General features: G+C 60.2%; 15 protein-coding genes. 6 read left to right on the top strand and 9 right to left on the bottom strand.

The genetic code is table 11. The features are described from left to right. Nucleotides 1-3: 3 nt before the first annotated feature. The 3 genes from AAHA41_RS01930 to AAHA41_RS01920 all read right to left on the bottom strand — a co-directional run bounded on the left by AAHA41_RS01930 (nucleotide 4) and on the right by AAHA41_RS01920 (nucleotide 3,576). Nucleotides 4-1,554: an NAD-dependent malic enzyme gene (locus AAHA41_RS01930; protein ID WP_323069650.1), complete on the bottom strand. Its 1,551-nt coding sequence runs from the start codon at nucleotides 1,552-1,554 to the stop codon at nucleotides 4-6. Between the two features lie 23 nt (nucleotides 1,555-1,577). Beyond that, entirely contained in the window at nucleotides 1,578-2,894 is a 1,317-nt protein-coding gene (locus tag AAHA41_RS01925; RefSeq protein ID WP_071912144.1) for a 2-hydroxycarboxylate transporter family protein, read from the bottom strand. A gap of 499 nt (nucleotides 2,895-3,393) precedes the next feature. Continuing rightward, nucleotides 3,394-3,576 carry a hypothetical protein gene (locus AAHA41_RS01920; RefSeq protein WP_225628274.1) on the bottom strand — a complete coding sequence of 61 codons (183 nt, stop codon included), beginning with the start codon at nucleotides 3,574-3,576 and terminating at the stop codon, nucleotides 3,394-3,396. A gap of 308 nt (nucleotides 3,577-3,884) precedes the next feature. Between AAHA41_RS01920 and slyA the strand changes: the two genes are divergently transcribed. The 5 genes from slyA to AAHA41_RS01895 all read left to right on the top strand — a co-directional run bounded on the left by slyA (nucleotide 3,885) and on the right by AAHA41_RS01895 (nucleotide 7,857). Beyond that, nucleotides 3,885-4,391, top strand: coding sequence for a transcriptional regulator SlyA (gene slyA, locus AAHA41_RS01915; protein ID WP_041208161.1), 507 nt, complete (start codon nucleotides 3,885-3,887; stop codon nucleotides 4,389-4,391). Between the two features lies 1 nt (nucleotide 4,392). After that, nucleotides 4,393-5,448 carry an HlyD family secretion protein gene (locus tag AAHA41_RS01910; protein WP_323069648.1) on the top strand — a complete coding sequence of 352 codons (1,056 nt, stop codon included), beginning with the start codon at nucleotides 4,393-4,395 and terminating at the stop codon, nucleotides 5,446-5,448. After that, nucleotides 5,438-6,505, top strand: coding sequence for a DUF2955 domain-containing protein (locus AAHA41_RS01905; protein WP_043849376.1), 1,068 nt, complete (start codon nucleotides 5,438-5,440; stop codon nucleotides 6,503-6,505). The genes AAHA41_RS01910 and AAHA41_RS01905 overlap by 11 nt, the downstream gene beginning before the upstream one ends. 99 nt (nucleotides 6,506-6,604) lie before the next feature. Continuing rightward, on the top strand, nucleotides 6,605-7,363 hold the full coding sequence (locus AAHA41_RS01900; protein ID WP_323069647.1) for a transporter substrate-binding domain-containing protein: 759 nt from the start codon (nucleotides 6,605-6,607) through the stop codon (nucleotides 7,361-7,363). Nucleotides 7,364-7,500: 137 nt separating this feature from the next. Beyond that, entirely contained in the window at nucleotides 7,501-7,857 is a 357-nt protein-coding gene (locus tag AAHA41_RS01895) for an MliC family protein (protein ID WP_323069646.1), read from the top strand. A 50-nt stretch (nucleotides 7,858-7,907) separates the two neighbouring features. On the opposite strand, the gene AAHA41_RS01890 is transcribed toward AAHA41_RS01895, so the two are convergent. The 3 genes from AAHA41_RS01890 to nrdD all read right to left on the bottom strand — a co-directional run bounded on the left by AAHA41_RS01890 (nucleotide 7,908) and on the right by nrdD (nucleotide 11,218). Next, nucleotides 7,908-8,300 carry an energy transducer TonB gene (locus tag AAHA41_RS01890; protein WP_185227534.1) on the bottom strand — a complete coding sequence of 131 codons (393 nt, stop codon included), beginning with the start codon at nucleotides 8,298-8,300 and terminating at the stop codon, nucleotides 7,908-7,910. A 190-nt stretch (nucleotides 8,301-8,490) separates the two neighbouring features. Continuing rightward, nucleotides 8,491-9,000: an anaerobic ribonucleoside-triphosphate reductase-activating protein gene (gene nrdG, locus AAHA41_RS01885; protein WP_323069645.1), complete on the bottom strand. Its 510-nt coding sequence runs from the start codon at nucleotides 8,998-9,000 to the stop codon at nucleotides 8,491-8,493. Between the two features lie 100 nt (nucleotides 9,001-9,100). Further along, on the bottom strand, nucleotides 9,101-11,218 hold the full coding sequence (nrdD, locus tag AAHA41_RS01880) for an anaerobic ribonucleoside-triphosphate reductase (RefSeq protein ID WP_323069644.1): 2,118 nt from the start codon (nucleotides 11,216-11,218) through the stop codon (nucleotides 9,101-9,103). Between the two features lie 445 nt (nucleotides 11,219-11,663). On the opposite strand from nrdD, the gene AAHA41_RS01875 reads away from it, so the two are divergent. Further along, entirely contained in the window at nucleotides 11,664-12,638 is a 975-nt protein-coding gene (locus tag AAHA41_RS01875; RefSeq protein ID WP_203977184.1) for an ABC transporter substrate binding protein, read from the top strand. 61 nt (nucleotides 12,639-12,699) lie between these two features. Here the strand turns inward: AAHA41_RS01875 and ligA are convergent, their stop codons facing one another. The 3 genes from ligA to AAHA41_RS01860 all read right to left on the bottom strand — a co-directional run bounded on the left by ligA (nucleotide 12,700) and on the right by AAHA41_RS01860 (nucleotide 19,343). Continuing rightward, nucleotides 12,700-14,706 carry an NAD-dependent DNA ligase LigA gene (ligA, locus tag AAHA41_RS01870; protein ID WP_203977186.1) on the bottom strand — a complete coding sequence of 669 codons (2,007 nt, stop codon included), beginning with the start codon at nucleotides 14,704-14,706 and terminating at the stop codon, nucleotides 12,700-12,702. Between the two features lie 98 nt (nucleotides 14,707-14,804). Continuing rightward, entirely contained in the window at nucleotides 14,805-15,953 is a 1,149-nt protein-coding gene (gene zipA / locus AAHA41_RS01865; protein ID WP_071912154.1) for a cell division protein ZipA, read from the bottom strand. A 15-nt stretch (nucleotides 15,954-15,968) separates the two neighbouring features. After that, on the bottom strand, nucleotides 15,969-19,343 hold the full coding sequence (locus tag AAHA41_RS01860) for an AAA family ATPase (RefSeq protein ID WP_323069641.1): 3,375 nt from the start codon (nucleotides 19,341-19,343) through the stop codon (nucleotides 15,969-15,971). Nucleotides 19,344-19,435 lie beyond the last annotated feature (92 nt).

Genomic DNA, 19,435 nt, shown 5'->3' with positions numbered 1-19,435 from the left:
ACGTCAGGAAGCCACCCAATAGTGCGGATGCCACCAGGTCTGGTCAATCAAAGGTGCCGGATCACCGGCAAAATCGGCCAAACCCTCCTCACGGGCGCAGAGCGCCACCGCTCTGGCGACGGCGCGAGCCACCTCCCCCACCTGTTCGATGGGAGGCAGCAGCCGACCCGCCAACAGCGGATAGGCACCGACCGCCCGTACCGCGGCCAGCAACATGCCATCATTGATACGGCGCGCCTTGACGGCGCAGGCCCCGAGACCAATCCCCGGGAATACATAGACGTTGTTGCACTGGGAGACCACCCGCCGCTCGCCCGCCACCGTCACCGGCGCAAAAGGGCTACCGGTCGCCAGCAGCGCACGGCCATCTGTGGCGGCCCACACCTGCTCGGGGATAGCCTCGGCGCTGCGGGTCGGGTTGGAGAGCGGCAGGATCACCGGCTGATCGCACACCTCCCCCATCGCCTGCAACACCTCGCGGGTAAAGAGGCCACCCTGACCACTCACGCCAATCAAGACCGCCGGTCGCACCTGGCGGATGGTCTCCAGCAGCGAGCTGTTACCTTCCTCTACGGCGCGGGCAAAGGGCTGCTGGGCGCGGGTCAACGCAGGGCGATCGCAGCAAACCACCCCATCCTGATCAAACAGCCAGACCCCGTCGTGACTCCCCGCCAGCTGGGCCAGCATGGCGGCAATGCCACAACCGGCCGAGCCCGCCCCGACGATCAGCACCGGGGCATCGCACAGGGCCGTGCCCGCCTGCTGCAACCCGGCCAGCACGCAGGCGGAAGCCACTGCCGCCGTACCCTGAATGTCGTCGTTGAACATGCAGAGCTCGTCGCGATAGCGGGCCAGCAGGTTGGCGGCGTGCTTGCCGGCAAAGTCTTCAAACTGCAGCACCACCTGCGGCCAGCGCTTGCGAATGGCGGCCACCACCTTGTCCATGAAGTGGTAGTAGCTCTCGCCGTCAATGCGCGGGGATTGCCAGCCGAGGTAGGAGTCATCCTCCAGCAGCTCTGGGTTGTTGGTGCCCACATCAACGCAGAGCGGCAGGGTCCGTGCCGGGTTGATGCCACCCGCGGCAGAGTAGAGCGCCAGCTTGCCGATACAGATCCCCATGCCGCCGATACCGAGATCGCCGAGCCCCAGCACCCGCTCACCGTCGGAGATGACTATCACATCCACCTCCTGCACCACCGACTCGAGGATGTCGTCGAGGTCGTCCCTGTCGTGCCAGGAGAGGTAGAGCCCGTGGCTGCGCAGATAGAGATCGCTGTGGCGCTGGCACGCCTCCCCCACCACCGGGGTGTAGATGATTGGCAGCAGCTCCGGCAGGTGGTGGCGCACCAGATCGTAGAAGAGTACCGGGTTGTCCTCCTGCAGCTGGCGCAGCAGCAGATGCTGGTCAAACGGACTCTGCATGGCGCTGACCAATCGGTAGATCCGGCGCCGCTGCTGGGAGAGAGACTCCTCCTTATGCGGCATGCGGCCGCGTACACCCTGACGCTTGCGTTCTGCATAGGGCAGGCTGGTGCCCATCATGATGTCGTTCATCTTGTTTGTTCCTCAATCCGGTATCAGGCAAGCAGGGAGATAAGCGCGGTCGCCAAAATCAGCATCACGGCACCGCCGAGACGGGAGGAGATCTGGGCAAAGGGCATCAGCTTCATGCGCTGGGCCGCCGAGAGCACAGCCACATCGCCGGTCCCCCCCATGTTGGCCATGCAGAGCCCGCCGGTGATGGCCGCCTCGATGGGATAGAAGCCGATCAGCTTGCCGACCAGCGCCGCACCGAGAGCCCCGCCAATTACGGTGACCATGACCAGCACGAAGTAGCTGATGGAGAAGGCGCTGATGAGCTCCGGAATACTGGTATAGGCAACGCCGATCCCCACCAGCAGGGAGGGGGTGAGGTTACTCACCACAAACTGATACCAGTCGGCTGCCGCCTGCTCATAACGGCGCGGCAGCAGACCACTCACCTTGATAAAGGCGACTGCCAAAATCATCAGGGCGAAGGGGTGCATGGGGATAAAGTTGCCAAGCAGGGAGCCCAGCACAAACATGCTGGAGCTGATGAAAAGGCCCATGCCCAGGCTCTGCAGGGTCGGCGCTTCGGCCTGCTCGTCAGCAATGCTCTGGCTATTCTCTTTGACCATCAGCTTGCCGTTGCCGGTCAGGGAGGGGTAACGGCGACCAAGGCGCGCCAGCAGGGAGCCCACCAGAATGGCCAGGGTATTGGCGATCACGACCGCCGGTACCATGCGTGACAAGAGATCCGCACTGGACATCTGCATCGGGCCGGAGAGGATCTCCACCAGAGGCACCGCGCCAGCGCCCATGCCACCGCCCATGATGGGCAGGCCAATCAGCAGCACCGCATTCTTGAAGCCATATCCCATCAGGGAGCCGACCAGCCCCACGCTCAGCAGCGCCAGTGCGACGCCACCAAGAATGACCGGCAGGTAGCGCATGGCGGCATTTTTCAGCAAAGCGCCGCTCATGCCAAACACCGAACCAGTCACCAGACTGGCGATGAAGAAGTTGAGAAAGCCCCCCTCCTTCATGAAGTTGGTGATGACCTGTCCCGCCTGTACCGGCAGCAACTGATATTCAAACAGGGCAGCACCGCCGAAGATGGCGAGGATAGTGCCGCCACCCAGATATTCGCGGATCGGCATGATCCGCTCGCCCAACTCGGTCAGCAGGGTGCCAAGCACAAACATCAGCGCCAGTGCACCGACCATGCCGAGCGGCAGCGAGCCGTTCCAGCCGGAAAAGAGAACGCAGGTCGCCAGCCCGAGAAATATAAAGAGCGGCATACCGGCAATTTGGTGGCCACCCATAAAAGCGGCCTTTTCTTGTGTGGTTGGTAGGGTAGAGAGGTTTTTCATTGTTATGGACTCTGCGTGTGATTGTGGCCGCTACTTTATTGATCCCCCTCGCCCCTGTCGGTTAGCCAGACTGCAAAGCCATATAAAAACATTAAAAACTTAAACGTCACGCCTCGAACAAATGTCATACATCCGGTATGGCAAGCGGGCGTTATATGAAGCTCAAGCGAACAAACCGGATAATTATTTTCCAGCCAATCCCGGCTTGTGGATCGGGATAAGCAGAGGCGTCGGTGAAAATAGCAGAACCGGATGACAAACCCTGTGGCAAATAATCTACGCTGGCAGCGAAACATATGGTCGGGGTCGGTGCCTGTCGACCAGCCGCGCTGCAGCCATCCGTGGCTATGGCCACAGAGACGCAGCAAGAGCAAGGCATCGCAAAAAACTGGCGGCTTGGCCAACATCAGGAAAGGGGAATATCAATATAGAGCGATGAGCCAAGCCAGTGCATACATCGGCACCGGCTTGAACTCACAAGGACTACACGTGGTCAGATCTATTCCATCAGCAGCAATGGAATATTGGCAGGGTCAAAATCATGGCAGATATCGGCATGCTTGCTGGCGCCCTTATTGGGCCCCTCCCGACTCACACCATAATGGGACTCTGCACCATATTCTCCATCACTCAGCAGAGCTTCTATTGCCAGATATACACATCCACTGTCATAGCCATCCACAACCCGTCTCTCCCTGTTTTATAACCTCATCAATATTAGCGGATAAAAAATACGCTGCGCGAGCGATACAGATATTTTCTGAAAATAGCCTCGAAATTATTACGGTATTTCGTCACATATTTTCGCTCTTCCCCTTTTTCCCCCGGCTCCGGTCACGCCACAGCCAAGAAGTTCCAATCAAGCCCCACTCGTTCACGATTTGCTGTCATCAGCTGAAAAAGAGAGCTGCATCACACTATTTACTTAGCCTGCTAAATAAATGATAATAGTTAGCAGGCTAACAATTTTATGTGAGTGAGGAACAAGGGATGACGGATCTGGAGAGGTTGCGCGAACTGTCGCTCGCCGAGCAAATAGCACGCATGCACCGGTTGTGGCGTACCGCCGCCGATCTGGAGCTGGCCCCCCTTGGTCTGACCCACCCGCGCTGGACTGCGCTCTGGAAGCTCTCCCGCATGGGCAACCATGTCAGCCAGAAGACCCTGGCCGACGCCCTCGAAATCGAGCTCCCCTCCCTGATGCGTACCCTCGGCCAGCTGGAAGAGCAGGGGCTGATCGAACGCCACTGCTGCAGTCAGGACAAACGGGCCCGCATCGTCTCGGTCACTCCCACCGGCCAGACCCTGCTCGACCAGATCGCCAACCGCATCATGAATATTCGCAGAGAGCTGCTGGCCGGTATCGACGAAGAGACCCTGAGTCTGTTTGAGGCGACGGTGCAGCGCATCTCGGCCAATGCCCTGAGCAAGATTGAAACACACAACGAGAACGGTGGGCAGAGCACCCCGCCCGATGCACAACCCGCAGAGGAATAAAATGACCCCGGATCAACAATTCAGCCGCTGGATCAAATGGTCCATGGCCGGCTTTACCGCCCTCTTTGCCTACTTTCTGATGGCAGACCTGCTGATGCCCCTCACCCCGCAGGCCATGGCCACCCGGGTTGTCACCAAGCTGGCCCCGCAAGTGAGCGGCAAGGTGGTCGAAGTAGCGGTACACAACAACCAGCAGGTCAAAAAAGGCGACCTGCTCTTCCGGCTGGACCCGGTTCCCTTCGAGCTGGCGGTCGAACAGGCCCGTCTTGCCCTGGCGCAAGCAGAGCAACAGAACAGCGAGCTGGATGCAGCCCTCAGTGCCGCCAATGCCGAGCTCTATGCCAAGGAGACGCTGGCAAGCCAGAAGTGGCGTGAAGCTGAGCGGATCAATGCTCTGTTCCAACGTCGCATGGTCTCGCTGCAGCAGAAAGATGAGGCTGACAGTGCCCTGCGCAGTGCCCAGGCCAGTCTGCGTGCCAGCAAGGCGAAGCTGACCCAGCTTGAGGCCAGCCGTGGCTTGACCGGGGATGACAACCTGCTGCTGCGCCAGGCTCGCAACAAGCTGGCTCAGGCCGAGCTGGCACTGGCTTACAGCCAGGTGCATACGGATCAGGATGGCACCATCACCAACCTGCAACTCAAGCCGGGCAGCATCGCCAGTGCAGGCACTCCGCTGCTGGCGCTGGTGTCGGAACAAGTTGATGTCATTGCCGATTTTCGTGAAAAGAGTCTGCGCCACGTTGGTGACCAGACCAGGGCGCTGGTCGCCTTCGATGGCGAACCGGGCCAGCTCTATCCCGCGCGCGTCAGCAGTCTCGATGCGGGTGTGAGCGCCGGTCAGTTTGATGCCAACGGTCGGCTGGCCGCTCCGGTCGAATCGGATCGCTGGGTACGGGACGCCCAGCGGATGCGCCTGCATCTGGAGCTGGATGATCTCCCATCCCACCTCCCCGCCGGTGCCCGGGCCACGGTACAACTGCTGCCGGACAACCCGCTGACCGCCATGCTGGCTCGTGCCCAGATCCATCTGCTCAGCCTGCTGCACTATGTCTACTAATCAAGCTGCGTCACCCAGTCCAGCCACAACCCATCTGTGGCATCGGCCCCTGACCGGTAACGAGCTGCGCCAGTGTCTGCGTATCGCCTTTGGCTGCACCACCGGCTTTCTGCTCTGCAAGCTGTGTGGCTGGAATTACGGGGTCTTCTACACGGTTACCCCCGTGCTGCTGCTTGGCATGGTGCCGGTGATGAATGGTCATGCCGCGCGCCAGCTGATCGCTGCGGCAGCCATCTGCGGGGTGGAGGTGGGTCTGTTGGGGGGGCTGTTCGGCAGCCACCCCGGGCTGATGACCCCCATCGCCTTTCTGCTGTTTCTCTACCGCTTTGCCGCCATGTCGCGGGGCAGCCTGTTCCTGTTTGGTGCCAACGGTGTGCTGAGCCTCAGCATCATGCTCCACTTTGCCAGCTATCCGCAGACCGACCTCAACGACCTCATCTTCAATAACCTCTTGGCCAGCGTGCTGTCGGTGCTTATCGCCTACCTGATGACGGCCCTGATACCGGATGTGGAGGCGCGCCCCAAACCAGCCCCTGCCCCCAAGGCACCGCACCGGATGCGCCATGAGGCTCTGCTGGGAGCAACGGTCGCCACCCTCTCGTTTCTGGTGTTTCAGGTGTTTGATCTGCGTGACTCCATGTCGGCGCAAGCCACCACCCTGCTGGTGCTCTTTCCCATGCACTGGAACGGGGCGCTGAACTACGCCCGCAAACGGGCCATGGGCACCTTGCTCGGTGTCACCTTCGGTCTGCTTGGCCAGCTGCTGCTCTATGACTGGTCGGGTCAACTGCTGCTGGTGGCTCCGCTGCTCTGGCTCGGCGCCATGCTGTTCAGCCATGCCCATGTGAAGGAGGCGAGCGGTTCCGGCGTCGGTTTTGGTGCCCTGACCACCCTCGGCATCCTGTTCGGTCAATATCTGACGCCGGGAAACGATCTGGTATTCAGTGCGCTCTACCGGGTCAGCAGCATCCTCTTTGCCATCGTGGCCACCCTGCTTATCTGCTATCTGGTGCACCAATTACTCAACCGCTTTGAGGCAACCCGCTTCGGCTGCTGACGGTTGGCGTACTCGAACGCCACTAACCACCTTGACCAGGCGGAGCAAGGACGCTAGCTATGCTTGTAGAGCTGCAATGTATGGGTGAGGAGCCGCGCTATGGTCGCTGAGTGGGGAAAATTGTTGGCAGGGGTGCTCTGGCTGGCGGCAAGCCAGACCGGCGCAGCACCATTGCTGATTGGCGCCGAAGATGACTGGGCCCCCTACAGCGTGCTGAACAGGGAGACGGGTCAGCCGCAAGGGCTGGCCCCCGAGCTGGTTCGGGCGGTATTCGCCGCCGAAGGCATCGAGGTCGCCTTTCGTACCCTTCCCTTTGCCCGCTGCATGCACGATGCCAAGAGCGACCAGCTGGCAGGCTGCTTCGATGCCACCATCACGGATGAGAATCACGACCAGTACTTTTGGCACAAGACCCCCATGTTCAGCGAGGATCTCGCCATCTTTGCCCTTGCCAGCGAGCCACACCGGGACCTCGACCTCGCCTCTCTCAAAGGCAAGCGGGTCGGCATCACTCTTGGTTACACCTACCCCACCAGCTTTATGACAGATCCGCAGATCGCCCGCTTTCAGGCCAAATCCGACGCCCAGATCCTCGATATGCTGGCACGGGGCCGAGTCGACTACATCCTGATGAATGGCATGCCGGGCTATCTCAAGATCCGGGAGAAAGCGCTGACGGGTCAGGTGGTCAAGGTCGGCAAGCTCTCTACCGATGGCTTCTGGGTCGCCTTCTCTCGCCAGCACCCTCAAGGGGAAGAGATGGCCAAACGGTTCGAGAAGGGGCTGCAGAAGATCAAAATGAACGGCACCTACGATGCGCTGATGCAGCAGTTTGAAACCCGGTTCGGGGCACGCTGAAAGGCGCTCCGGCCACATTCGCCCCCCGTCAGACATCAATCGACGCAACCCTCGCACAAAGTGATTACAGCAGAGCGTTGAGCTGTTAGGCTCACGCCCGTATGACACCACCGTATCACATCAGGGGAGCTGTAACCATGAACAAGGTCCATATGATGAGCGCGGGGGCACTGGCTCTCTCGCTACTTGCCGGCTGCAATCAGGGCAATACCCTCACCGTTACCGGCGGTCACCCCGTCAGCTATCAGTGTGAACAGGGCAAGAAGGTGCAGGTGCGCTACTTCTCTCTCTCCGACGAGAGCCTCAGCTTTATCAAGTTGTCTCTACCGGACGGCAAGGATTACACCCTGCCGCAGGCCATCTCGGCCTCCGGCGCCCGCTATACGGATGAGCGTGAAGCCGTTTGGTGGAACAAGGGGGATGAAGGGTTTGTCGAGATGCGCGGTCAGGACGATGATTGGCAGATCGTCTACAACAACTGCAAACAGCAGTAAATAGAAGAGATCCCGGCCAGGCCGGGGTCTCTCTTTTGGTTGTTCGGGGATCAGTTGAGCTCTATTTCAAAGCGGTTGGTCACCACCACGGGAATGGCATCCGGATTACTGTCCGCCGGACTGTAGCGCAGCCGTGAGAGGGTTGCCAACGCGCTCTGCTCCAGCTCTCCGGGCGGCTCGGCGGCGACGATCTCTGGTTTTATCGGGTTGCCATCAGCATCGATCTGGTAGCGTACATCCACATATCCCCTGACCGGTTTGGCAGGCACGACGACAGGCACGTCATTACCAAAGAATGAAAGGCGGTTTTCCTGGATCCAGTAACTGGAGAGCTGCTCGAGGGGAATCGCGATCGGTGTACGGTTAGCGGCGACCTCCTGCCGGGAGCTGCATCCTGCCAGCAGCAACACGGCACACCCCAACCACAATGCTTTCCATCCCATGCCAAGCTCCTTTTCGTCTCTTATGCTGGTTGTTTCTTGTTCTGCTCTTGGTCAGCAGACTGGCCGTCCACTGGTCAGTGACCCATCCTAGCGAAAAAGACCCGAGCTGGACATAAACAAAGGGCCAATCTGTGAAGATTGGCCCTGAAAACATCAAGTTGGCGAAAGTTAAACCGGCAGAGTGCCGGACTCAGGAGGCAAACAGACAGGTGATACGCTCCCCGCCCTCACGCCAGGCGTTGAGATCATGGATCTGCTGGTTGCTGCTGCCACGCCAAAGCAAACCGGGATCCGCCAGCTCCTTCTCGAACTTGCCATCCACCAGCACATCAAGCAGAGCCACCAGCTCCCGTTGAGGTGCGGTGAGCTCGCCCAGCAGGTAACCGGTCCAGCACCAGATATCCTTGCCGGGACACTCGGCACGCACCCGTTTCACCAGCGCCAGCACATGAGGAACGTTGGCCGGGTGGAGCGGATCGCCGCCAGAGAGCGAGAGCCCGCGTCGTTTGATGCGGCTGTCGTTGAGATCCGCAATGACGCGATCGCTCATCGCCTCATCGAACGGCTTGCCGCCGTCAAGGCGCCAGGTGCTCTGGTTGTAGCAGCCGGGGCACTGATGTTCGCAGCCCGAGACAAACAGGGTGGCACGGGTGCCGGGGCCGTTGATCACATCGACCGGATAGTATTGGTGGTAGTGCATCGCTTGTTTCCTGCCTTGTTCACGGGACTGCGGCATGGCTGCCACCCTCCAATGAAAATGGCCCCTTGAGTCAGGGGCCAGCTCTTCATCATTGCAGCGCTTACATATGTTTGACGCGGCGCTTCACCTCTTCCTGCTTGCCCGCATTGAAAGGGCGTGCATCCGGGCTGCCGAGGTAGCCACAGACACGGCGGGTCACCGACACCTTGGCGGGATCGTGGTTGCCGCAGCGCGGGCAGGTAAAGCCCTTGGAGGTGCACTCGAACTCGCCGGTAAAGCCGCAGTCGTAGCACTCGTCGATGGGGGTGTTGGTACCGTAGTAGGGCACCTTGTCATAGCTGTAATCCCAGACGTTTTCGAGCGCTTCCAGATTGTGCTGGATGTTGGGGTACTCGCCGTAGCAGATGAAACCGCCGCTGGCGATGGGCGGATAGGGCGCCTCGAAGTCCAGCTTGTCGTACGGATTGACCTGCTTCTCCACATCGAGGTGGAAGCTGTTGGTGTAGTAGCCCTTGTCGGTCACACCCGGCACCACACCAAACTCTTTGGCATCGATGCGGCAGAAGCGGGAGCAGAGGTTCTCGCTCGGGGTCGAGTAGAGGCTGAAGCCGTAGCCGGTCTCCCCCTTCCACTCATCGGTCGCGGCCTTGAGGCGCTCGATGATGGCGATGGCCTTCTGTTGCAACTCGGCGCTGTCGAACAGGTGTACCGAGTCACCAAACAGAGCGTTGATGGTCTCGTGTACCCCGATGTAGCCAAGGGAGATGGAGGCGCGGCCGTTCTTGAAGATCTCGCTGACGTTGTCGTCGGCCTTGAGACGCACACCGCAAGCACCTTCCATATAGAGGATGGGAGCGACCCGAGCCTTGACCCCGTCAAGACGTTCGATGCGATACATCAGCGCCTTCTTGGCCACCCGCAGGGCTGCGTCCAGCTTGTCCCAGAAGTCCGCTTCATCGCGGGATTTCAGGGCTATGCGTGGCAGGTTGAGGCTCACCACGCCGAGGTTGTTGCGACCTTCGTGGATCAGCTCGCCATTCTCCTCGTAGGCACCGAGGAAGGAGCGGCAGCCCATGGGGGTCTTGAAGGAGCCGGTCACCTTCACCACCTGGTCGTAGTTGAGGATATCCGGGTACATCCGCTTGGAAGCGCACTCCAGCGCCAGCTGCTTGATATCGTAGTTGGGATCGCCCTGCTTGTGGTTGAGGCCATCCCTGATGGCGAACACCAGTTTCGGGAATACGGCGGTCTTCTTGTTCTTGCCAAGGCCGGCGATACGGTTGCTGAGGATAGCGCGCTGGATCATCCGCGACTGCCAGCTGTCACCCAGGCCAAAGCCGAAGGTAACGAACGGGGTCTGGCCGTTGGCGGTGTGCAGGGTGTTGACTTCGTACTCCAGCGACTGGAAGGCGTCGTAACACTCTTTCTCGGTGCGGGCCATGGCATAGGCTTCCACATCGGCAATGCCCCACTCTTCGGCCACTTCACGGTGCTTCTGCCAGCTGATGGTCACATAGGGGGCCAGTACTTCATCGATGCGGTTGATGGTGGTGCCACCATAGATGTGGCTCGCCACCTGAGCGATGATCTGGGCGGTGACCGCAGTGGCGGTGCTGATCGATTTCGGGGTATCGATCTCCGCATTGCCCATCTTGAAGCCGTGAGTCAGCATCCCCTGCAGGTCGATCAACATGCAGTTGAACATGGGGAAGAAGGGAGAGTAGTCGAGATCGTGGAAGTGCAGATCGCCGCTCTCGTGGGCCTGAACCACATCACGGGGCAGCATGTGGCTGGTAGCATAGTGCTTGGCGACGATACCGGCCAGCAGGTCGCGCTGGGTCGGGATCACCTTGGAATCCTTGTTGGCGTTCTCGTTGAGCAGGGCCGCGTTGGTCTGCTCGACCAGACCACGGATCTCCTGCGCCAGACGACCGCGCGCCTCGCGGGCCTGATCCCGATCGTGACGATATTCGATATAGGCGCGGGCAATGACCTTGTCATCGGAGGCCATCAGGTGGTTTTCAACCAGACGCTGGATCTCGTGGATATCAACCTCACCACGCCCCTCCAGCTCCTGACTCACCGCGCTTGAGATACGCAGTGCCAGTGCCGGATTGGCCTGATTGACCGCTTCCGCAGCACGACTGACCGCCTCGCTAATCAACTGGGCATTGAATGGTGCGCGACAGCCGTCACGTTTGATCACAACCGGTTTCATGAATTTTCCCCGTTAAAAGGCCAGGCAATCTGCTCTGGGCTTACCCTTGTTGGTTCCCCTCCAACGTCTCGTCCTGGACGCAAACAAATTCAGCCGAGGCTTGACAAGCCAGGGCTGAAGAGAGGAAGGGAACAGCTTATACACAGCTTAATAACACAACATATAGGTATTAAAAATGAATGCAGCCCTATATGTGGTGTCTATTAGGCACCAAAGCAGGTAGCCATTTATTGATCCAAAACAGGTTTTACAGCGAGTGGGACAGTTCACGACCAACCAACAAAAGCCTCAAACAAGGCCATCCTCAACGGTGGTGCGGGCTGGCGTCCGATCTGCCCAAGCAGAAAAAAATTCGCAGTAAACACTCTGGATGGCGGAGTGACAGTGCCAAGCAAAACCACTCATACTGAACGGGTAGAAACGACGGTTCGACACAGGATACCCCATGCGTAAATCCCTCTTGCTGCTACTGCTGACTACCCTATCCCTGCCTGTGTGGGCAGCCCGCATACTGGTGATCAGCAGCTACCACCCCGACTATCTGTGGGACATCAGTTACAACCAGGGGCTGGTGGATGGTCTCAAGGAAACGCACCAGATCAGCCACTTCTACATGGATACCAAGCGCCGGCCACGGGAAGAGTTCGACGGGATCGCCCAACAGGCCATCGCTTTCTACCTCAAGAGCAAACCGGATATTGTGGTGCTCGGCGATGACAACGCCATCAACTATCTCGCCAGCGAGATCTCGTCCCTCGGTACCCCCGTCGTCTTTCTCGGCATGAACGAAAATCCCCGGCTCAAGGGCTTTGTCGGCCATCCCAAGATCACCGGCGTGCTGGAACGCCCGCTGCTCAAACGCAATATCAGCGAGATGAGCCAGATGATGGGCGGTCTCAACAAAGCACTGGTACTGTTTGATTCCAGCAATGTGGCTCTCACCGCCATCGAGGATGAGTTCAAAACCCAGACCGAGCTGCGCGTTGGCCAGACCCGGGTCTACAGTCAGCTGCTCGGCGAGTATGACCTCTGGCAGGAGGCGGTACTCAACAGCAAGAAAAACGGCTATGGCGCCATCTTCCTCGGTCTCTACCACACACTGCTGGATGAAAATGGCAAGCATGTGAATGAGAAAACGGTACTGGAGTGGACCAGCCGGCACAGTCCGGTGCCGGTTTTCTGCTTCTGGGAGTTCACCGTGGGCAAAGGGATGGCCATCGGTGGCCTGGTGCTCGATGGCAAGGATCAGGGGCTGCAGGCGGCGGCGCTCATCAACAACATACTTGCGGGTGCGCTGCCCAAAACCCTCTCCCCCCGGGCGGCCCTGCGTGGCGAATATGTCTTTAGCAAGAGCGAAGTCGCCCGCTGGCACCTCACTGTGCCGGAGAAGTGGCGCAACAAGATCCTCTGGCGTGAATAACAGCCAATAAAAGAGAACCCGGCCATGCCGGGTTCTCTTTTTATCTCAGCCTGCGGGCCACTCAGCCCTGCAACGCCTGTTGCAGCTCCTCTTCGCTCCAGACGGTGATACCCAGCTCCTGCGCCTTGGCGAGCTTTGAACCAGCCGCCTCCCCCGCGACCAGCACATCGGTTTTGGCTGACACAGAGCCAGCCACCTTGGCTCCCAGCGCCTGCAGTGCCGCCTTGGCATCGTTGCGCGACAAGGTGGTCAGGGTGCCGGTCAGCACGAAGGTTTTGCCGGCAAAGGGTTGCTCCGCGGCCTCTTTCTTCTCGATGGCCGGCCAGTTGATGCCGGCAGCCAGCAAGGCTTCAAGCACCTCCACGTTATGGGGCTGACGCAAGAAGTAGTAGACATGCTTGGCCACCACATCGCCTACGTCGGCCACGTCGAGCAGTTGCTCCACCGAGGCTGCGCGCAGGGCATCCAGGGTGAGGAAGTGGTTGGCAAGATTGAGCGCAGTCGCCTCCCCCACTTCGCGGATCCCCAGGGCAAACAGGAAGCGCGGCAGGGTGGTGCTGCGCGCCGCATCGATGGCGGCTACCAGATTGAGTGCCGATTTTTGCCCCATCCGCTCAAGCCCGGCCAGCTGGAGGGCATTGAGGCTGAACAGATCAGCGGGAGTCTTTACCAGCCCCTTGTCTACCAGCTGCTCAACAATCTTGTCGCCAAGGCCGTCCACATCCATGGCACGACGGGCGGCGAAGTGCTTGATCGCCTCCTTGCGCTGCGCCTCGCAGAACAGACCGCCGGAGCAGCGGGCAACCGCCTCTCCTTCCAGCCGCTCCACTGCCGAGCCACAGACCGGGCACTCGGTCGGGAAGAGAATTTCGCGCGCATCAACAGGGCGCTGTGCCTCTACCACGGCCACGATCTGCGGGATCACGTCCCCTGCCCGGCGCACGATCACGGTATCACCGACCATGACGCCAAGGCGCTCGATCTCGTCGGCGTTGTGCAAAGTGGCGTTGGAGACAGTCACGCCGCCGACAAACACCGGTTTGAGCTTGGCCACCGGCGTCACGGCGCCAGTACGGCCAACCTGAAACTCGACGTTCTCAAGCAGGGTCATCTCCTCCTGCGCCGGGAATTTGTGGGCGGTCGCCCAACGCGGCGCGCGTGCCACAAAGCCGAGCTCCTCTTGCAGAGCGATGGCATCCACCTTGTAGACCACGCCGTCGATCTCGTAAGGCAGCTCGCCACGGCGGGCCAGAATGTCGTCGTGGAACGCCTGACAACCGGCAGCCCCCTCTTTGAGTTTCACCTCGGGACTAAGCGGTAGCCCCCACTCTTTGAGCTGATTGAGGCGACCGAAGTGAGAGCCACCGAGCTGCTCGCCGCCGACACCGACGCCGTAGGCGTAAAAGCTCAGGGGACGGCTGGCAGTGATACGTGAATCAAGCTGACGCAGGCTGCCGGCGGCGGCGTTACGCGGGTTGACGAACACCTTCTCGCCTGCGGCCAGTGCCTTGGCGTTCATCGCCTCGAAACCAGCCTTGGGCATAAAGACTTCGCCACGCACCTCAAGCCGATCGGGCCAACCAGAGCCCCGCAATGCGAGCGGAATGGCCTTGATTGTACGCACGTTCTCGGTTATCTCCTCACCGGTAGCGCCATCGCCCCGGGTCGCGGCCTGCACCAGCTGACCATTTACATAGAGCAGGCTCACCGCCAGGCCATCAAGCTTGGGCTCGCAGCAAAACTCGAAACGCACTTCACGCTTGAGGCGATCACTCATGCGCTGTTCAAAGGCCAGCAGCTCTTCGCTGCTAAAGACGTTGTCCAGACTCAGCATGGGGATCTCGTGACGCACCTGCCTGAAGGCAGTCAGCGGTTGGCCACCGACCCGCACGCTCGGGGAAGCCGGGGTTTTCAGCTCGGGGTGGTCGGCCTCCAGCGCGATCAGCTCGCGCATCAGACGGTCATATTCGGCGTCCGGTACGGTCGGGTTATCCAGCACATAGTACTGATGACCATATTCGGTAAGCAGCTCACACAGTTGACGGTGGCGGGAGAGGATATCGCTCATGAAAAAGTCTCGAAGTGTGATTGAAAATCCGGTCGGGGTAGAAACAAAAATGCGGTACCAAGGTACCGCACTTTGATTCATTCGACCCGCATGGCGTATTAGTCGCGGCTGGCCTCGTAGGCTGCCAGCTCATGACGGTAACGGGCGATAGTCTCGTCGCTCAGCGGGCTGCGCTCCATATCGGTCAGCATCGCATCGAGATCGCTGGCCAGCTGATCGGCTGCCTGCAGCATGTCCTCGAAGGCAAACGCGGCATTGCTGCGCAGGGGCAGCTGCATGAACAGGGAGACACCCGGCGTGGTGAACTGCTCCATCCGGTACGGGTTGAAGGTGCCCGGCTTGACCATGTTGATCATGGAGAAGAGCACTTCACCCTTGCCGTTGGCATCTTCGTGACGGTGGAAGATATCCATCTCGCCAAACTTGAAGCCAAGCGCCATCAGGGAGGAGAGCAGGGTCGCCCCTTGCAGCTCGTGGCCCGGACGTCCCATCAGGTTGATGACATAAACGTCCTGCCAAATCTTCTCGACCGGCTGGGCAACAACGCGCGGCTCTTCGACCGGCGCTTCGTAGACCGGCTCCTCATACACGGGCTCGGGAGCAACGTGACGGGGCTGCGGCTTGTATTCGGGTTCGGCAGCGCGCACCGGCTCGGCACGCACGCTCTCGTTGCGCACGCCAAAAGTCGGCGCTGTTGCATAGGCTGGCTCGACCAGCGGCTCGTCATCCTGAACCTGCATGACAGGCTCACGCTGGGGACGGGAGCGGTAAACCGGGGTACGACGATTGACCTGCGCCGGCTTGCGCACGGGGGCAGCAGGCTCTTCCTCTACCACTTCGGGCTGAGGCTCATCGTATGCTTCCTCTTCTTCATAGACAGGAGGCGGCGGAGGAACCGGACGGGCAGCAGGCTTGCGCACAACGGGTGGCGGCAGATCGTCCTCGTCATCTTCATCATCAAAGGCAGGCAATGAGGAGCGACGGCTGAGTTCCGGCTGGCGGCTCTCTTCGTCACGATGGAGCTTGGGCTCGGCGCGACGACCACTGCTGACCACACGCACCTGACCGATGCCATCGCTGTCGAACGCATCATCGTCACGATTACGTGACTTGGACTCCATCCGGCCAAGCGGTTTCTCTTTGATCGGTGCCTGACGATTCTTTTTGTTGCTCCACAACCCGTGAATGAGCAATGCCGCAATAGCAATACCGCCCAGGGCAACCAAGATGTAACGCAATTCCTGCATTAGCTGCTTCTCTTTCTAGTTTTGCTCAGCCAAAGCGACGGCTTCACCGATATCGACCGACACAATGCGAGAAACTCCGGGCTCTTGCATTGTGACGCCAACCAGCTGCTCAGCCATCTCCATGGAGACCTTATTATGACTGATGTAAACGAACTGTACTGTGCTCGACATCTCTTTGACAAGAGAACAGAAGCGACCGACGTTCACTTCATCGAGCGGTGCATCCACCTCATCCAGCAGACAAAAAGGTGCTGGATTGAGTCTGAAGATGGCAAAAACCAGCGCAAGTGCGGTTAACGCCTTCTCCCCCCCGGAAAGCAGGGCAATGGTAGCATTCTTCTTACCCGGAGGTCTCGCCATGATGCTCACTCCGGCCTCCAAAAGATCATCGGAGGTGAGCTCAAGCCAGGCACTGCCCCCACCAAACACTTTTGGAAAGAGGGATTTTAAATCTTCGTTGACCTTATCGAAAGTGTCCCGGAAGCGTATTTGTGTCTCTTTATCAATTCTTTTAATGGCTTGGCTCAAGGTTTCCAGCGCTTGCTCAAGATCCTGGCACTGGTTTTCCAGATAAGTTGCTCGCGTTTTCGCCTCTTCGTACTCTTCCAGCGCAGCCAGGTTGATGGCGCCAAGTGCCTCCACTTGCGTCTCCAGCGTCTGGATCTCCTGGCGCAGCTTGCCGCGATCAGCGGCAATCAGCACCGCCTGATCGAGATCCACCAGTCGAATACCCAGCTCTTCGAACTGTTCGTGCAACCCTTGCCGACGGGTGAGGTTGCGCTCGCGCTCAAGGCGCAGGGTCGCCAGCTTCTCCTGCAGCACCACCAGCTGCTTGTGATCGGCGCTGCGCGCCTGATCCAGCTCGCTCAATTGACGTTCCAGCTCCGCCAGCCGTTGATGGCAGGCGAGTTGCTGCGCCTCCAGATTGCGCTGCTCCGCCAACAAAGGGGCGAGATCAGGAATCGCTTCGTTCTCCGGGTTCTTGAGTCCGGCCAGCTCCAGCCCGAGCCTTGCCAGCTCCTCCTCACCAAGCGCAATCAGCTGACGCAGGTTGCCAAGCTCAAGCTGCAAACGCTGACAGGTCGCCTGCTGCTGCTCGCGCCGCCCGCGAGCCTCTTCCTGCGCTCGCTCGCAGCGCCCCACCAAATCCTGAGCCGCCTGCAATGCTTCGCTCAGGGGCTCGCCCTGCTCCTGCAACTCGGCCAGACGCGCCTCTTCGAGCGCCAGCTGTTGCTCGGTCTCGGCCAGCCGCTGCGCCTCTTCGGCCTGCTCTTTATCGAGGCGGATCAGCTCTTCGCCAAGCTGGCCGAGCCGCAGCAGCCGCTCTTGTCGCTGACCTTGCTGCAAGCTCCAGGCTTCGCGCAGTTGTTGCCATTTTTGCTCCTGCTCGCGCAGGGTTCGCTGCGACAACTCCTGCGCATTAACGATGCGTGCCCGCCGTTGATCAGCGGCTGCCAGCAGCTCGCTCAATTGTGCCAGCGCGTCGGCTACAGCGCGTTGCTCGGTGTGCAACCGCTCACGTTCACCCAGCAGCGCCATGGTACCGAGCGCGGCGCCCTGTCCAATATCCGCCCAGTTCGGCCCCAACCAGTCTCCGGCAGGAGTCAGTACCGACTCACCGGCCAGCAGGGTTGACTGGCGAGCCTGCGCCTCTTCCCTGTCATCGGCCAGCCAGATGGCATTGAGGAAGGCGGGAACGTGATCACCGCTGATCAAGGAGGCCAGGGTGCCGGCAACGGCTGGCAGTGCCGGGCCAATCCAGAGTCCGTCCAAAGCCGGATTGCACTCGTCCGCAGGGGTCGCGGTGAGCCAGCGGCCCAGCACCTTGTCGAGCGCCTGTGCCCATTCAGGGGCAACTTGCAGCCAATCCGCCAGAGTCGCCCCCTCCATCTGCTCGCCAAGGATCTGATCCAGCGTCGTCAGGCGCGCCTCCAGTTCCCGTAGCAACCCCTGCTGCTGGCTGTGGGCGAGTTTGAGCGCTTCATGCTCCTCAATGGCCTGCGCAAGCTGCGCTGCCAGCTCCCCGGCCGCCGCTCGGCCCAACTCCAGTTCGCCCCCCAGCGTATCGAGGGTCGGTTGCAGATCTGCATCCTCTGCGCCGATGGGGCCGGAGCGCTCATCCTCCAGCTTGAGGCGGGCAAGTCGGGTTTTGGCTTGCAGCTCATGCAGGCCACCGAGCCGTGCCCGGGTCTGGTTTAGCTCCCCCTGCTGTCTAGTCACCTGCTGCTGCCACTGTTGCTGCTGCTGGCGGGTCTGCTCAAGCTGCTCGCTGGCTCGCAGTCGGGCTTCCTGCTGCTCGGTGAGCAACTGCTCACACTGCTCCAGCCGCGCCTCCTCCAGCTCGTTTCTCAACACGCCTTCGGTCAGCTGCTCCTGCTGGCTGGCCAGCTGCGCCTTGCGGCTGGTGATGCGTTCCCCGAGAGCCTGGGTGCGCGCCTGCAAGTCACGGCCAAGCTCGCTCTGGTGCAGCTGTTGCTGCTCAAGACGGGCGATGGCCTGTCCGCCAAGGAAAATCTGTTGTTGCCGATTGGCTTGCTCGGCCTGCGCCTCTTGCCGGGCCACCGAGAGGGTAACGTGGCGTCCCTCGTCGGCGGTACGCTTGGCATCGAGCGCCGCCAATGCCTGTTCGACCTGCGCCAGCTCGCTCTTGGCCTCGCCAAGACGAGTCTCCAGCGCCCACAGCTCGGAGCCAATCAACTCGGCGCGAGCGGCGCGTGAACGGCTCTTGAGCTGTTTGTAGCGCTCTGCGGTTTCGGCTTGGGCCTTGAGGTGGTCGAGACGGGAGCCCAGCTCGCCGCGGATATCGCCCAGACGCTCCAGATTCTCCTGGGTATGGCGAATGCGCTGTTCGGTTTCGCGGCGCCGCTCCTTGTAACGGGAGACACCGGCCGCCTCCTCCATAAAGAGCTTGAGATCGGCGGGACGGGACTCCACCAGCCGGCTTACCGTGCCCTGCTCGATGATGGCGTAGCTGCGGGGCCCGAGACCGGTACCGAGGAAGAGGTCGGTCACATCCTTGCGACGACACTTCTGGCCATTGATCTGATAGTGGTTGGTGCCGTCACGCAGCACTTCGCGACGCACCGAGATTTCGGTAAAGCGGCCGAACTCGCCGGGCACCCGGTTATGGGGATTGTCAAACACCAGCTCGACCGAGGCACGGGCATGGGCGGTACGATTGACGGAGCCGTTGAAGATGACATCGGTCATGTTCTCGCCGCGCAGATGGCGGGCCGAGCTCTCGCCAAGCACCCAGCGCACGGCGTCGATCACGTTGGATTTGCCACAGCCATTGGGCCCGACCACTGCGGTCATGTCGGCATTGAGCTCGATGCGGGTCGGCTCGACAAACGACTTGAAGCCGGCGAGTTTGATCAGTTTCAGACGCATGGCGACCTGTATCAGTGGCTAAATAAAGGGGAGGCGGGCAGGCGACTTTACCAAATCAAAAGCTTGTTTGTAATATGCTGACTGTCTTCCCA

Origin of the sequence: Aeromonas sp. SER (assembly GCF_038739615.1) — a bacterium.
Classification (GTDB): domain Bacteria; phylum Pseudomonadota; class Gammaproteobacteria; order Enterobacterales; family Aeromonadaceae; genus Aeromonas; species Aeromonas jandaei.
This window is presented reverse-complemented; position numbering and strand designations above follow the sequence as displayed.

Coding starts and splice junctions, on each gene's coding strand:
- AAHA41_RS01930 (WP_323069650.1), bottom strand. CDS start 1,554: ATGAACGACATCATGATGGGCACCAGCCTGCCCTATGCAGAACGCAAG.
- AAHA41_RS01925 (WP_071912144.1), bottom strand. CDS start 2,894: ATGAAAAACCTCTCTACCCTACCAACCACACAAGAAAAGGCCGCTTTT.
- slyA (WP_041208161.1), top strand. CDS start 3,885: ATGACGGATCTGGAGAGGTTGCGCGAACTGTCGCTCGCCGAGCAAATA.
- AAHA41_RS01910 (WP_323069648.1), top strand. CDS start 4,393: ATGACCCCGGATCAACAATTCAGCCGCTGGATCAAATGGTCCATGGCC.
- AAHA41_RS01905 (WP_043849376.1), top strand. CDS start 5,438: ATGTCTACTAATCAAGCTGCGTCACCCAGTCCAGCCACAACCCATCTG.
- AAHA41_RS01900 (WP_323069647.1), top strand. CDS start 6,605: ATGGTCGCTGAGTGGGGAAAATTGTTGGCAGGGGTGCTCTGGCTGGCG.
- AAHA41_RS01895 (WP_323069646.1), top strand. CDS start 7,501: ATGAACAAGGTCCATATGATGAGCGCGGGGGCACTGGCTCTCTCGCTA.
- AAHA41_RS01890 (WP_185227534.1), bottom strand. CDS start 8,300: ATGGGATGGAAAGCATTGTGGTTGGGGTGTGCCGTGTTGCTGCTGGCA.
- nrdG (WP_323069645.1), bottom strand. CDS start 9,000: ATGCACTACCACCAATACTATCCGGTCGATGTGATCAACGGCCCCGGC.
- nrdD (WP_323069644.1), bottom strand. CDS start 11,218: ATGAAACCGGTTGTGATCAAACGTGACGGCTGTCGCGCACCATTCAAT.
- AAHA41_RS01875 (WP_203977184.1), top strand. CDS start 11,664: ATGCGTAAATCCCTCTTGCTGCTACTGCTGACTACCCTATCCCTGCCT.
- ligA (WP_203977186.1), bottom strand. CDS start 14,706: ATGAGCGATATCCTCTCCCGCCACCGTCAACTGTGTGAGCTGCTTACC.
- zipA (WP_071912154.1), bottom strand. CDS start 15,953: ATGCAGGAATTGCGTTACATCTTGGTTGCCCTGGGCGGTATTGCTATT.
- AAHA41_RS01860 (WP_323069641.1), bottom strand. CDS start 19,343: ATGCGTCTGAAACTGATCAAACTCGCCGGCTTCAAGTCGTTTGTCGAG.